Origin of the sequence: Chryseobacterium sp. CFS15 (genome assembly GCF_031118795.1) — a bacterium.
In the GTDB taxonomy this organism is placed as follows: Bacteria; Bacteroidota; Bacteroidia; order Flavobacteriales; family Weeksellaceae; genus Chryseobacterium; species Chryseobacterium indoltheticum.
In genome coordinates this window covers 281,107-295,184 of sequence record NZ_JAVHYL010000004.1, presented here as the reverse complement: position 1 = coordinate 295,184, position 14,078 = coordinate 281,107, and the positions used below count along the sequence as shown (strand labels likewise).

Here is a 14,078-nt window from a genome sequence, read left to right as displayed (position 1 = left end):
AATGAACAGCCTCTTTTATTTTTATTGATTTAAGAAAGTGACTAATTTTTTTAAGTCTTCTTCTTTATCAAATTTTATCTTATTTTGTTTAAAAAAAGCCGTCAAAGAATCCTTTTTAGTAGGAAATCTTTCCAGTATCTCTTTTTGATTCTTTGGTCCTTTGATAAATCCTCCGTCTGTGTTGATATAATAAACAGGTTCTAGAGTTTTGAACGTTGCAGGCCTGTCACTTGTGTAAGAATTGGTAGCAGGCACAGCATCAATAAATTTTGTTTTGGTTTTCTTGTAAAGGCTGTTTTTTCCGTTAACCAATTCAAAAAAATAACCGGATAAATCATCTCCAGTTTCTAGTCTTAACAGAACTTCTTTTGTATTTGTAAATTCAATTTTTGAATAAGTGTCATTTTTAGGAAGAATATATGATTTATCTTCTTTTGTAAATTCTACTTCATCATTATACATATTGTATCTAGCAGGAGCTGTTTCATCAGTACCTGAAAATTTGGCTACAGAATATCCCTTTCCATAGTAAGGATTTCCTTGTATATCACTATAAGATAAAGTTCTTCCACCGTTAGGAGAATTCACCTTATTGAAAATAGCATTGTCCTGAGGAAGACCCAAGCCGTTATTAGATAACGAAAAGTTTGCCTGAGCACTCACCGAAATAATTAGCAAAAATAATATGCCTGTAGTTATTTTTTTCATTTTGATAAGGATAATATATTGTTATGAAACAAAATTACAAATAAAATTCATATCCTGTGGAATTAAATTTGCATTTTATAGGTAAAATGCTACGATCTTTATAAATATAGCGTAATTAGTGTACGATAATTGTAAATGTCTGAAATTACATTTCGGTTTGATATTGAATCAATTTATCAAAAACACTTTTTGTTGTGGGTTTTGAAGAGTTGGTATTGAATATAAACATTCCACTGTCGATGTTAAAAAAATATTTTCTTGTGCTATCTGAAACCGAAAACCATTTTAGTAAACCATTTACAATATTCACATCTTCCCACTTTATTGAAGATTCATCTAAGATAAATGTATATGGATTTTGATTTAAAGTGTCTTTGAAAACAATTTTTCGGTCTTCAACATAAATAATTCCGCTTCCCTGAAAAGCTTTTACTTTAAAGAATTGATTTTGAGTGTCTCCCACATTGTATCGTACAAATGCATAATATTCAGGAGTTCCCGTTTGTTCTAAAAGCACTTGTTGTTTTTTCTTCCTGCTTCTGGCTGCTAAAAATGCAATCAGGAAGATGATTGCGGGAATTAATAAAATAAGAAATAGAAAAAAAATAAAAAATAAAATAATTGAATCCATAATTGATGTTTTAAAATTATATAATTGGATGTTGCTCAAAATCTTTCTCTTGATCGAACAAATATCTGTAAGTTGCAAGTTTCCGGGTGACTGTTGTATCGAGATTTTCGGCAATTTTTATCATTTTAGGATTAAAATCACCAATCCATTGCAGCTCGGTGGTTTTAAAATCCGTATGTTTTCTTAGATGTTGAGTGCCTTCCCAAATCATAAACCCTTCAATACCTTTTTTCTGCCATTCGGGTATCACACCAAAAACGAGACCAACCATCTTCTCATTCTTTTTAAACTTTTTAACCCATAAAAATTTTAATTTTTCAATAATTCCAAATTTACCGTCCAGATATTTGAACCATTGGTTCAGGTCAGGAATATTCATCCACATCGCAATAGGTTTTTCATTTTCATAAACGAACCATGAAATGTGCTCATTGATGATAGGCTTCATGCCCTTAAACATTTTCAAAACTTTGGCTTCTTCTATCTGTTTTCCACTTCCGTGAGATGCCCAAGCAGAATTGTAAACTTCTGTAAAATCTCGCGCAAACTTTTCGATATTATTCTTTTTCAGAGGTTTAGCAGATATTTTAGCGTTTTTTGAATATTTAGCATGCATTACGGTAAAAACTCTGGATACCTCTGCAAAAATAGGCCTGGAAAAACAAAGCTGTTCATAATAAGTTTTAAAACCGTAATTCTCAAAAAGCTCTTTATAATATGGGAAATTATAATTCATGCAATATAAAGGTTCCAAAAATCCTTCTGTTAAAAGTCCCCAAAATTTATCGCGTTCCCCGAAGTTGATGGGTCCATCTATTGCCTCAATCCCTCTTTCCTGAAACCAGTTTTTACAATGATTAAAAATGAAATTAGCGGTTTCCTGATCGTTAATACAGTCGAAAAAACCAATTCCGCCAGTCGGTTGATGTTGCTCGTATGATTTATTGATGAAAACTGCAATTTTTCCTACAGTTTCAGATTTATTTTTAAACAAAAACCGAGTACATTCTCCATCTGCATAAAATTTATTTTTTTCAGGACTAAAAACATCGTTGATATCTTTGTCTAAAGGTCTGATATAGTTTTTGTCATGCTGATAAAGTCTTGCCGGGAAATTGAGAAACTCCTTTTTTTGCTGGGTATTTTGTACTTCTTCAACAGTAATCATAAGTTTTTAGCAGAATAAAACCGAAAGGTAATATTTTTCAGTATAAATTGAAATAGACGAAAAGATTTTATGCGTATTTTTGTTGAAAATTATTTAAAATGGTTGATTTTACCGATAACGATGATGATATTTTTACAGGGAAAGAGCATACGCCGATCCGTGAAGATGCTTTTGAGAAATCGCCACAGGAAAAAATAGAAAAAATTACCGAACTTTTTGGCGAAATTATGGAAACACTTGGTCTTGATATGACCGATGATTCTTTAAAAGATTCTCCAAAAAGGGTGGCGAAAATGTATGTTAACGAAATTTTCGGAGGTTTGCTTCCCGAAAATAAACCCGGGATTTCTACCTTTTCAAATAAATATAAATACCGCCAGATGTTGGTGGAAAAAGATATTACAGTTTACTCTTTCTGCGAACATCACTTTTTACCGATCATTGGAAGAGCGCATGTTGCCTATATTTCAAACGGAGATGTTATTGGCCTGTCTAAAATCAACAGAATTGTAGATTATTATGCAAAAAGACCACAGGTTCAGGAGAGATTGACCATGCAGATTGTTGATGCGTTGAAAGATGCTTTGGGAACAAAAAATGTTGCCTGTATCATCGATGCTAAACATCTTTGCGTAAATTGTAGAGGGATAAAAGATACGGCAAGTTCTACAATTACGGCAGAATTAAGCGGGATTTTTAGAACCAACCCTATTACAAGACAGGAGTTTCTACATTATGTAGGAAGCCATGCAAAACTGGATTATTAAAATTTAAAGTAATGATAAAATTTAAAAAAGTTTCAAATCAGATTTTCATCACAACCATTATTTGTTGCTGCTGCGAATGCTGCTGTTAAAAGATTCTTTCTTTTGATATGTTTGAACAATAAAATAAATTTTAAAATCATTAAATCAAATCAATAAATGCAACTAAAAATATACAATTCGCTTACTGCGGAAAAAGAAATATTCAAACCAATTTTAGATGGAAATGTAGGAATGTACGTTTGTGGACCGACTGTTTACAGCAATGTGCATCTAGGAAATGTACGAACTTTCCTTTCTTTCGATTTTATTTACAGAAGTTTGACCCATCTTGGGTACAAGGTAAGATACGTAAGAAACATTACCGATGCAGGTCACCTCACCGATGATGGAGACGTCAATAATGACCGTTTTGTAAAGCAAACCCGTCTTGAAAAATTAGAACCTATGGAAATTGTACAGAAATATACTGTAGATTTTCACAAGGTTTTAGATATGTTCAATTTATTGCCTCCAAATATTGAACCCACAGCAACGGGTCATATTGTAGAACAGATTGAGTTAACTCAGAAATTAATCGATACAGGTTTTGCTTATGAAAGCAATGGTTCGGTTTATTTTGATGTTTTAGAATATAACGCAAGAGGTTTGAATTACGGCGAGCTTTCAAAACGTAATATCGAAGAACTTTTTGCTAACACAAGAGATTTAGACGGTCAGGGTGAAAAGAAAAATCCTCAGGATTTTGCATTGTGGAAAAAAGCTTCTCCTGCACATATCATGCGTTGGAATTCTCCTTGGGGCGAAGGTTTCCCGGGATGGCATCTTGAATGTACGGCGATGAGCACTAAATATTTAGGTGAAACTTTCGATATTCACGGTGGTGGAATGGATTTGAAATTCCCACATCACGAATGTGAAATCGCACAGGGAAAAGCTTGTAACGGAACTTCCCCGGTGAATTACTGGATGCATGCTAACATGTTGACAATGAATTCTCAACGTATGAGTAAGTCGACAGGAAATTATATTTTACCAATGCAGTTGGTTTCTGGTGAGAATGATTTTTTTGAAAAATCTTTTCATCCGACGATTGTTCGTTTCTGCTTTTTACAGGCGCATTACAGAAGTGTTTTAGATATTTCGAATGATGCAATGTTGGCGAGCGAAAAAGGCTTCACTCGATTAATGGAAGCATTAAAAATATTAAATTCAATTACTCCGAATGATGAAAAACAGTCTGGTTTTAGTCTGGAAGATTGGAAAACAAAATGTTATGATGCCATAACGGATGACTTCAATTCACCTGTTCTTATTGCTCATTTATTTGAAGCGGTGAAATTTATTTTTGCTTTAAAAGATGAAAAAGAAACGATTTCTGCGAAAGATCTGGAAGATTTAAAAGCAACATTAAATGCTTTTGTTTTTGATGTTTTAGGATTGCAGAATATCGAAGAAAATAATAATGAAAAATTAGATCAGACTTTACAGGTTTTGATTGAATTGAGAAATCAGGCAAGAAAATCTAAAAACTTTGACCTTTCAGATCAGATCAGAGATAAACTTCTGGCTGAAGGAATTGAGCTAAAAGATGGAAGAGAAGGCACGACGTATGTACTGAATTGATTTAAATAAATTTTAATCTCCCGCAGATTACACTGATAATGCAGATTGACAATCAATAATCATCTGCGTTATCCGTGAAATCTGCGGGATTTTTTTATGGTGTTTTTTTATTTTAATGAATAAGATTTTTTTTCAAAATTAAATTTAAAAATTGTTTAACTTAGTAAGGCTAAAACAATTACAAAATAAAACTTTACACATGAAAAAACATTTATTCCCTATTATCTTGTTATTACTTGGAAATATAATGAGTGCACAGCAGGATTTTTTTGCATTGGCAGGAAAAGATTCGCCAAGAATTGAGTTTAATGATTTCCGTGCGATGAATTCAGATGGAACTTCTGGTGAAAGTATCTTCGGAGTTTCTTCAGAGTCAAAAGTGGTTTCACAATCCAGAAAAACTGCAGTTACAGAAGATAAAACTTCTTACAATCATGCTCAGTCGATGACTTTGGCAGCTTTAGCCTATGATTCTTCGGGTAATAATTTGGTGTACATGCCCATGTTTTCGTCTAATATTTATGTTTTAAACCAAAAAACAAAAGAAATTACTTTAGTTGAAAATACAGTGGCAAGAGTAACATCTTGCGATATCAATTCGCATATTACAAGAATGGCAACCGGCTATGACGGAAATATTTATGCAATCAATAATGCGGGCACGCAGTTTATTCAAATCAGTAAAAAGAATAATCAATATGTTGTAAACGATCTTGGAATAATTAAAGACGATGCTTCGAACGGTAAAAATTCTTTTACAGCGATGGAAACTGGTTTTGGTGGCGATATGATTGCCGATGCCGATAATAATTTTTACGTTTTTTCGGTGTCGGGAAATGTATTTAAGATTTCAACTAAAGAACTAAAGGCTAAATTTGTCGGGAAAATTACAGGTTTACCTGAAGCGTATTCTGTAAATGGAGCCGCCGTAAATTCTAAAGGAAAAGTAGTGATTGCAAGTGCAAAAGGAGCAGCTTTGTATGAGCTAAACCTTAATAATCTGGAAGCAAAACAACTTCCTGGTGAGCAGAATCTGCATATTTATGATTTGGCAAGTAAATATTTTGCGAACGATAGAATTTCTGCTGTAAATACTTTGGCCAATATTGGTATTTATCCAACGAAAGTTGATGAACAGACGATTACCGTGGATATAAATGACAAAGCTGTAAAAGGAAATATTAAAGTGAATATTTTTGATGTTTCCGGAAAATCGGTATTGAATACCAACTTGTCGGTAAAAGACGGAAACCTTAATCAACAGATTTATCTCAGAAATTTGGTAACCGGAACGTATGTGGTGAGTATCACAGAAGAATCGGGGAAAAGTTTATTATCAAAGAAAATTTTGATTACTAAGTAAAAACTGACTTTTTTATAATATTGTAAGACCTTTTCTCTTTATTGAGAGAAGGTTTTTTAATAAAAATTTGATATTGCAACAGTTTGTTTTTCAATTTTTAAACGTATTTTTAAGAAAATTATACATCGATGAAATTGTATTTTAATATTGAATATCATACAAAACCGGGCGAGAAATTAGAATTGATCATTGATGAAAAAGATTCTGCTGCCCGAAGTTACGTGATGTTTCATACCCAAAATGGCTTATGGAAATGTGAAGTAGATTTTTTTTCCAAATCAATTGCTTATAAATATCGGCTTACAGATGACAGTGGAAATATTTTGCGCGAGGAATTTGTTTTGCATCGATTGGGGTTTCCCCACAATTACAAAGAATTTTTAATCTTTGATGAATGGAACAATAAGAATTTTCCTGAAAATTATCTTAATAATAAGATTCTTAGAAATAAACTCAGCCAATTCTCTCCACGAAAACTTTCGGTTTTAAAAAAGCATACTCATTTATTCAGAATCGAAGCACCGATTTATAATCCGGATTGGGAGATTGTTTTAATAGGAAATACGCCTTCATTAGGCAATTGGGCTTATGATAGCCCCATTCATTTATTACAGACAGATTTTGGAGTTTGGGAAGTATCTGTCGAGATTCCGGAAATTCAGTTTATTGAATATAAATACGCAATTTTTGATACAGCAAAAGGAAAGATAATTGATGTAGAAAGCGGTAGAAACAGATCGGCAATTCCTAATCCGCAAAAAGATGTTTTGCAGATTGTGGCGGACCATTATTTCAGGTTTAAATCTTACCAAATGTACCACGATGCCGGTGTTGCAGTTCCCGTATTTTCTTTGAGAACCGAAAACGGTTTTGGTGTTGGTGAATTTTTTGACCTTAAAAAGCTTGCAGATTGGGCTGATGAGGCAGCATTAGGGATTATTCAGATTCTTCCGATTAATGATACCACCGCCAATTATTCATGGACAGATTCATATCCGTATGCGGCTGTCTCTATCTACGCTTTGCACCCTCAATATATTTCAATTGAAAACTTAGATTTTGATTTACCTAAGGAATTAGTTGAAGAATATCAGACTGAAAAAATTGACCTAAATGAATTGGATTTAATTGATTACGAAAAGGTAATTTCTGCAAAATGGAAATATCTAAAAGCTGTTTTCAATACTGAAAAAGATAAAATTTACAAGGACAGAAATTTTAAAAAGTTCATTAAAGATAACGAAGAATGGCTGTTGCCTTATTCTGCATTTTGTGTTTTAAGGGATAAATATAAAACACCAAATTTCAATGAATGGAAAACACATAAAAAATATATTGCAGGAAAAATATTACCGTTTTTCTCGGTAAAAAATAAAGATTATGACGCTTCAATGCTTCACGCCTGGGTGCAGTTTCAGCTTCACAAACAATTAAAAGATGCTGTTGATTACATTCACAGTTTAGGGATTTCATTAAAAGGAGATTTGCCGATCGGAATTTACAGACATTCGGTAGAAGCGTGGACGGAGCCCGATTTATTCGGGATGGATTTTCAGGCAGGTGCACCGCCGGATCAATTTACAGAAATAGGGCAAAACTGGGAATTTCCAACATACAATTGGGAAGCGATGAAAGCAGATAATTACAGATGGTGGAAAAACAGATTCAAAGCATTGGAACAGTATTTTGATGCAATGAGAATCGATCATATTTTAGGGTTTTTCAGAATTTGGAGAATGCCAATTTCTGCGACTCAGGGAATTTTAGGATATTTTTATCCGGCAGTTCCGATTGTTTTGGATGAATTTAAAGCGAGACATATTCCATTCGATGTTGAGAGATATTGTAAGCCTTTTATCAATGATGAGATTTTGTGGAAATATTTTGGTGAAGAAAATTTTAAAGCTTTAGAATTTATCAATAAAAATTCTGACGGAACTTATCAATTCAAAGAAGAGTTTAATACTCAGAGAAAAATCGCCAATTATTTTAAAGATAGTCCGGATGATATTTCGGGAAAACTGATTTCACTTTGTGCAAACGTGTTGTTTCTGGAAGAAGAAAGAAACGGCGAAACGGTTTACCATCCTAGATTTTATGCTTTCAAAACTGAATCTTACCAATATCTTCCCGATTGGGAAAAAGAGTCTATTTATGAGCTTTATCAAGATTATTTCTTTAAAAGACAAGACTATTTATGGAAGACGAAAGCAATGGAAAAACTTCCGGTCATTCTGAACGCTACAGATATGCTTATATGTGGTGAAGATCTGGGCTTGGTTCCGGATTGTGTACCAGAAGTGATGGATGAGTTGGCGATTATTGCATTGAAAGTCCAGCGTATGCCTTCCGGGAATATTCCATTTTATAATCCTAAAGATGCAGGGTATATGAACGTGGTGACTGCATCTTCTCACGACAGTTCTACGCTCCGTCAATGGTGGAAAGAGGATATTGGATTAACGCAGGTTTATTTTAATCAACAACTGAATCAATATGGAAAAGCATTCGACGATCTGGAGCCTGCCATAGCTGAAATTATCATGAAGCAGCATCTTTACAATGATGCTATGCTGGCAATTTTTCCCATTCAGGAATTCTTTGCAATAGACGAAAAAGTGGTTAATCAGGATATAATAGAAGAGAGAATTAACAATCCTGCAGTGTTTCCGCACTATTGGCGCTACAGAATGCATTTAAATATTGAAAATTTAACAAATAATTTAGAATTTAATCAAAAAATTTCAAATTGGATTAATGAAAGTGGTAGAGGTTGATAAAAATTATTGAGTTGATAATCAGTGTTTTGAAAATATTTTAAGAAGAAGTTTTATCTCAGGATTTAACTTCTTTTTTTTATCTACATCAAAAAGACAAGAATGAAAGTTCTGATATTAACCCAATTAATGATTAACAAAATGAAAAATATATTTATAGGATTTGCACTAAGTTTAGCAACTTTATCATTTGCTCAGCAATACCCAAATAACGGTTGGGGCAACGATGGATCTTATGGCAATAATGACGGATATTACAGTGATGATGACGACAGGAGCTATTTCCCGGATGATTATTACTACAATTACCCGCAAGATTATTACCCTTCAGATTATTACCAGAGCTACTACAATGATTATAGACAGAGTATCATCAATATCAACTGGAACGGTTTTTTTGCACAGCATAGATTAAACCGTTGGCAAATTGATCAGATCTTATATCTGAATAATCTATATTCAAGTTTTGCTTCATGGAATAATTTCTACCGTTACAATCCAGACAGATGGTATTACGATAGATTTTATGCAATGGAAAGAATTTTAGGACCAAGAGTTTTTGTAGTTTTTCAAAACAATTATTACCACGGTTCCAGCCCGATTGTATATTTCCAAAATTACAGAAGAACGCATTATGTTCCAAGATACAGAGTAATGCCTCACTATAGAAATGTAAATATCAATATCTATAAAGTTGACAGAGGCAGTTTCCGCAGAAATGATAATCCTACCTTGAATGTTGTAAGATCTTCACGAGCAGGAAGCATAAGAAATGGCAATTCTTCGGGAGGTTTTAGAAATTCAGATTCCAATAATGGTGTAAGAAATAATAACGGGAATAACGGGATCAGAAACAATAACGGAAATGGCGGAGTGAGAAGTAACGGAGGATTTAGAGATAATACCAGAAATGAGGGCGGACAAAGACAAAGAGAGGTTGCGCCAAGATCTGAAAATAACGCTCCAAGAAATAATGGAAATGGAGGATTCAGAGCTCAGCCAAGAAAAGAAAATTCGAGCCCGAGACAGCAAAACAGTTCTCCAAGGCAGCAGAATAAATCTAATGAAGGAAGAAATTCTGGCTTTAGAGGAAATTTAGTTAGAAATTAGTTTTCATATATTATATTTGAGTGGTGTTGAGAGTAGATTTTTTGTCTACTCTCTTTTTTATTTTAAATATTGTTGAAAAGTTAATAATTAAATTTAACATTTTTTATGAATTTGATTTTTAACTTTCCGTAATATTCCGTATCAAAAAGATATAACAAAAACAATTAATTAATTTAAGAACATGAAAAAATTAGTACTAGCCGCAGCCTTTATCGTAACTGGAAGTTTTGCAATGGCACAACAGGTAAATCCTCAAGATAAAAAAATCAACAGAGAGGAAATGCACAAAAAAATGGAGATGAAACAGCAGGAGAGAATGGCTGAAATGCAGAAGGAATTAAACCTTAATGACTCTCAGGTTGCAAAAATTAAAAATCTGCAAGAAAAACGTAAAGCTGATATGAAAGCTGAGTTTGAAAAAAACAAAGGTGAAAGACAAGCGAAAATGGAGCAGATGAAAGCCAAAAGACAACAAATGGATAACGAAATGAAAAACATTTTGTCTCCTGAACAATACGACAAATGGCAGGCTTCAAGAAAAGCTAAAATTGAACAGAGAAAATCTGCTATGAAAGAAAGAGGGATGAAACATGACAGAAAAATGATGGTGAAACCTCAGTCTGGAACCTCAATTTAAGCTGATATAGAAGTTTATAATTTTGATTTTTAATGTTAGAAGGGCAGAAGTAATTCTGTCCTTTTTTATATTAAATCTAAATCTAAATTTTGTGAAAACTTTTCAATTCGCCTTTTAATGCGTAATTTTGAATATAAATTTTTATTATGGTAAGTGAAAAAATTGCACAGCTAATAAACGAACAAATCGCTCACGAGCAATATGCGGCTCAATATTATCTTTCTATGTCTGCTTGGTTTTCAGCTAAAGACCTTGATGGAATTGCCAATTACTTCAGAGTTCAAAGCAAAGAAGAATTGATGCATGCCGATAAAATGTTTGATTACTTAAACGATGTAGGAGGCGAAATTATCTTAGGCGAAATCGCCAAACCACCGCACCAGTTTGAAAGCGCAACAGATATTTTTGAAAAAGCTCTGGAACACGAAAAGAAAGTAACCAGAAGTATTTTTAATATCGTGAAAAATGCAAATGACGAAGGTGATTTTGCTACAACTTCATTTTTACAATGGTTCATCAATGAACAAGTGGAAGAGGAGGCAAGTGCTTCTCAGTATGTGACAAAAATAAAAATGGTTTGCGATAACCCGTCTGCTCTTTATCTTTTTGATCAGGAATTGGCAAAAAGAGTTTTTGTAGCAGATCCTACAGCTTAAAAAAAATATTTTTTTGAAATTGTTAGCTTCGGCGGCACCAAAGGTGCCGCCGAAACTGTTTTTTATCTTTAATTAAAGCTAAATCAGCTGCGTTTTGAGCACCTTTCATTCCCATGTTTTCTAAAACAGATTTGTACGTTTCAATTTGTCTATCGTTCTTTTCGGTTTCCATACCGGTTTTAAAATCTACAATAATGTAACCTTCATCACTTTCCATTTTTTATCACAAAATTCTGAATATTGATGGATTATAGTTTATAAGTTGAATTAAATTGATAAGTATTCGTTTAAAATGTATTTATTGTAAAAAATACTTAAAAGTTACATGAATGTTTTTTAACATATTTTGGCATTTTTCTAAATATTTAGTTTAATTTTATAAATAGTTACACAAATGGATAATTTCTCACAAAATAACTATTATAGTAATTTTAAATATGTTTAGAACAATTACTATAATAGTTGCAAAAGCATACAGATATATTTGCGATAATATATTTCTTTAGATTATTATTAAGCAAGAGCAAGATTGCTATCTCAATACACGTTTTTTTGCATCACAGCAAATTTCTTTTTACGAATGTAAACCGTATGCGGTTTTTTCTGTAAGTAGTATTTTTCAAAGAATAGATTTAAATCCTGCATCTATTTGTGACATTCTTTTATAAAAGATAGTAAAGTGCTATCTGATCGTATTTTGAGATAAGAGAGATTCTTATCAGCTATATAGGTCGGTTTATTACTTATTCTAATTTTCATTAGAATACCCCTGAAATAATCGATCACCAAAACTATAACCCCCAATTTAATTATTCAAATAGATTGAAAATTTATTTTCACATCTAAGCGGCCAATTTATTATTAGAAGAAATTATGCCAAAACTTTGATGGATTTAAACAAAAGTCTTAGCAGAGATTATGGCGTTGGTAATAGCTCAATCCATCAATAAAAATTACTTCAACAGAAACATCAACAATGTAAAATCAATATTATTTAAAATGTAAACGGTTTTATTTAAGTTATTTGGTTGTCAGTTTTTAAACACATTTTAATATTCTATATATGAAAAACAATTTTCTTAAACTCAGAATGACTATATTCTTAGTCACGTTGCTGCCTTTAACATTTTGGGCACAGAAAAAGCCAAATATTCTTATTATTTGGGGAGACGATATTGGCACCTGGAACATCAGCCACAACAGTCGCGGAATGATGGGGTATAAAACACCAAATATCGACAAAATTGCCAAAGAAGGTGTATCCTTCACAGATTATTATGGTCAACAAAGCTGCACTGCGGGAAGAGCGGCATTTATAAGTGGCAGTGTTCCTGTAAGAACAGGAATGACCAAAGTAGGAATGCCCGGCGCAAAAGAAGGATGGCAAAAAACAGACGTTACCATTGCAACGGTACTCAAAAGCCAAGGATATGCAACCGGACAGTTTGGTAAAAACCATCAAGGCGACCGTGATGAACACTTGCCAACGATGCATGGTTTTGATGAATTTTTAGGTAATCTTTATCACCTCAATGCTGAGGAAGAGCCTGAAAACGAAGATTATCCTACAAATATGATAATGGAGAATGGTAAAACATTCAAAGAAACTTTTGGTCCACGTGGTGTCATTCACAGTTGGGCTGATGGTAAAGGTGGGCAGCGTATAACAGATACAGGTCCTTTAACAAAGAAAAGGATGGAGACAATTGACCAGGAGTCGATTGCCGCTGCCAAAGCATTTATCAAAAAGCAAGTTGATGCAGGTAAGCCATTTTTCACGTGGTGGAATGCAACGCGTATGCACTTCCGCACACATGTGAAAGCCGAACACAGAGGTATAAGCGGTCAGGATGAATACAGCGACGGTATGGTAGAGCATGATATGATGGTTGGAGAATTATTAAAATATGTAGAAGAATTAGGAATTGCAGATAACACCATTATAATGTATTCAACAGACAATGGCCCACATTTCAACAGTTGGCCGGATGCAGGAACTACTCCTTTTCATGGAGAGAAAAATTCTAATTGGGAAGGCGCTTACCGAGTACCTGCTTTTATAAAATGGCCGGGTCATTTCCCTGCTGATGTTACTCTTAATGGTATCGTTTCACATGAAGATTGGCTGCCTACTTTTGCAGCGGCTGCAGGAAATGATAAAATAATTGATCAGTTAAAAAATGGTGTAACGCTGAATGGGCGCCTTTATAAAAACCATATTGACGGAGCTAACCAGCTAGATTATCTAACCGGAAAATCAAAAAAATCCGGTCGTGAAGGTTTTGTTTATGTAACTGATGGTGGTGAAGTAGCAGCATTACGCTATGGCGATTGGAAAGTTACATTTCTTGAAGAACGTGCAAAGCAATTGCAGATATGGATAGAACCTTTCATTACATTACGTGCGCCTTATTTGTTTAACCTAAGAAGAGATCCGTTTGAAAAAGCATTAGAAGGGTCTAATACCTATTTCGATTGGTACCTGAGTAGAGTGTTTGTCATCACTCCTATACAGCAATATGCGATTAAATTTTTATCTACTTTCAAAGAATTTCCGCCAAGCCAGACACCTGGAGATTGGAGCTTAACTAAGATTCAAAAGCAGGTTAATGAAATGAATGTAAAAGCCAATTAGTAT

The 14,078-nt window shown here is 33.5% G+C and carries 12 protein-coding genes; 8 read left to right on the top strand and 4 right to left on the bottom strand.

The window, feature by feature from the left end:
* Positions 1 to 21: 21 nt before the first annotated feature.
* From OH814_RS08405 to OH814_RS08395, 3 genes are all read right to left on the bottom strand, one after another.
* The gene (locus OH814_RS08405) at positions 22 to 708 is read right to left on the bottom strand and encodes a hypothetical protein (RefSeq protein ID WP_308827871.1); all 687 of its coding nucleotides are present in this window, start codon (positions 706 to 708) and stop codon (positions 22 to 24) included.
* A gap of 145 nt (positions 709 to 853) precedes the next feature.
* On the bottom strand, positions 854 to 1,339 hold the full coding sequence (locus OH814_RS08400; RefSeq protein WP_308827870.1) for a hypothetical protein: 486 nt from the start codon (positions 1,337 to 1,339) through the stop codon (positions 854 to 856).
* A 16-nt stretch (positions 1,340 to 1,355) separates the two neighbouring features.
* The gene (locus OH814_RS08395) at positions 1,356 to 2,507 is read right to left on the bottom strand and encodes a hypothetical protein (RefSeq protein ID WP_308827869.1); all 1,152 of its coding nucleotides are present in this window, start codon (positions 2,505 to 2,507) and stop codon (positions 1,356 to 1,358) included.
* A 98-nt stretch (positions 2,508 to 2,605) separates the two neighbouring features.
* On the opposite strand from OH814_RS08395, the gene folE reads away from it, so the two are divergent.
* From folE to OH814_RS08360, 7 genes are all read left to right on the top strand, one after another.
* Positions 2,606 to 3,274, top strand: a complete 669-nt coding sequence (gene folE, locus OH814_RS08390; RefSeq protein ID WP_076557562.1) for a GTP cyclohydrolase I FolE — start codon at positions 2,606 to 2,608, stop codon at positions 3,272 to 3,274.
* Between the two features lie 156 nt (positions 3,275 to 3,430).
* On the top strand, positions 3,431 to 4,897 hold the full coding sequence (gene cysS / locus OH814_RS08385) for a cysteine--tRNA ligase (RefSeq protein ID WP_308827868.1): 1,467 nt from the start codon (positions 3,431 to 3,433) through the stop codon (positions 4,895 to 4,897).
* A gap of 199 nt (positions 4,898 to 5,096) precedes the next feature.
* Entirely contained in the window at positions 5,097 to 6,260 is a 1,164-nt protein-coding gene (locus OH814_RS08380) for a T9SS type A sorting domain-containing protein (RefSeq protein ID WP_308827867.1), read from the top strand.
* Positions 6,261 to 6,388: 128 nt separating this feature from the next.
* Entirely contained in the window at positions 6,389 to 9,037 is a 2,649-nt protein-coding gene (locus OH814_RS08375) for a 4-alpha-glucanotransferase (protein ID WP_308827866.1), read from the top strand.
* A gap of 141 nt (positions 9,038 to 9,178) precedes the next feature.
* The gene (locus OH814_RS08370; RefSeq protein ID WP_308827865.1) at positions 9,179 to 10,147 is read left to right on the top strand and encodes a hypothetical protein; all 969 of its coding nucleotides are present in this window, start codon (positions 9,179 to 9,181) and stop codon (positions 10,145 to 10,147) included.
* Positions 10,148 to 10,328: 181 nt separating this feature from the next.
* Positions 10,329 to 10,784, top strand: a complete 456-nt coding sequence (locus OH814_RS08365; RefSeq protein WP_308827864.1) for a hypothetical protein — start codon at positions 10,329 to 10,331, stop codon at positions 10,782 to 10,784.
* A 146-nt stretch (positions 10,785 to 10,930) separates the two neighbouring features.
* Complete coding sequence (locus OH814_RS08360) at positions 10,931 to 11,440, top strand: ferritin (protein WP_076557572.1); 510 nt, start codon at positions 10,931 to 10,933, stop codon at positions 11,438 to 11,440.
* 22 nt (positions 11,441 to 11,462) lie between these two features.
* On the opposite strand, the gene OH814_RS08355 is transcribed toward OH814_RS08360, so the two are convergent.
* The gene (locus OH814_RS08355; RefSeq protein ID WP_308827863.1) at positions 11,463 to 11,657 is read right to left on the bottom strand and encodes a hypothetical protein; all 195 of its coding nucleotides are present in this window, start codon (positions 11,655 to 11,657) and stop codon (positions 11,463 to 11,465) included.
* Between the two features lie 846 nt (positions 11,658 to 12,503).
* Between OH814_RS08355 and OH814_RS08350 the strand changes: the two genes are divergently transcribed.
* Positions 12,504 to 14,075 carry an arylsulfatase gene (locus OH814_RS08350; protein WP_181898863.1) on the top strand — a complete coding sequence of 524 codons (1,572 nt, stop codon included), beginning with the start codon at positions 12,504 to 12,506 and terminating at the stop codon, positions 14,073 to 14,075.
* Positions 14,076 to 14,078: the final 3 nt, after the last annotated feature.

Bases quoted from the DNA above. Each gene is read 5' to 3' on its own strand.
- OH814_RS08350 (WP_181898863.1), top strand. From the start codon at position 12,504: ATGAAAAACAATTTTCTTAAACTCAGAATGACTATATTCTTAGTCACG.
- OH814_RS08380 (WP_308827867.1), top strand. From the start codon at position 5,097: ATGAAAAAACATTTATTCCCTATTATCTTGTTATTACTTGGAAATATA.
- OH814_RS08360 (WP_076557572.1), top strand. From the start codon at position 10,931: ATGGTAAGTGAAAAAATTGCACAGCTAATAAACGAACAAATCGCTCAC.
- cysS (WP_308827868.1), top strand. From the start codon at position 3,431: ATGCAACTAAAAATATACAATTCGCTTACTGCGGAAAAAGAAATATTC.
- OH814_RS08370 (WP_308827865.1), top strand. From the start codon at position 9,179: ATGAAAAATATATTTATAGGATTTGCACTAAGTTTAGCAACTTTATCA.
- OH814_RS08395 (WP_308827869.1), bottom strand. From the start codon at position 2,507: ATGATTACTGTTGAAGAAGTACAAAATACCCAGCAAAAAAAGGAGTTT.
- OH814_RS08375 (WP_308827866.1), top strand. From the start codon at position 6,389: ATGAAATTGTATTTTAATATTGAATATCATACAAAACCGGGCGAGAAA.
- OH814_RS08400 (WP_308827870.1), bottom strand. From the start codon at position 1,339: ATGGATTCAATTATTTTATTTTTTATTTTTTTTCTATTTCTTATTTTA.
- OH814_RS08365 (WP_308827864.1), top strand. From the start codon at position 10,329: ATGAAAAAATTAGTACTAGCCGCAGCCTTTATCGTAACTGGAAGTTTT.
- OH814_RS08405 (WP_308827871.1), bottom strand. From the start codon at position 708: ATGAAAAAAATAACTACAGGCATATTATTTTTGCTAATTATTTCGGTG.
- OH814_RS08355 (WP_308827863.1), bottom strand. From the start codon at position 11,657: ATGGAAAGTGATGAAGGTTACATTATTGTAGATTTTAAAACCGGTATG.
- folE (WP_076557562.1), top strand. From the start codon at position 2,606: ATGGTTGATTTTACCGATAACGATGATGATATTTTTACAGGGAAAGAG.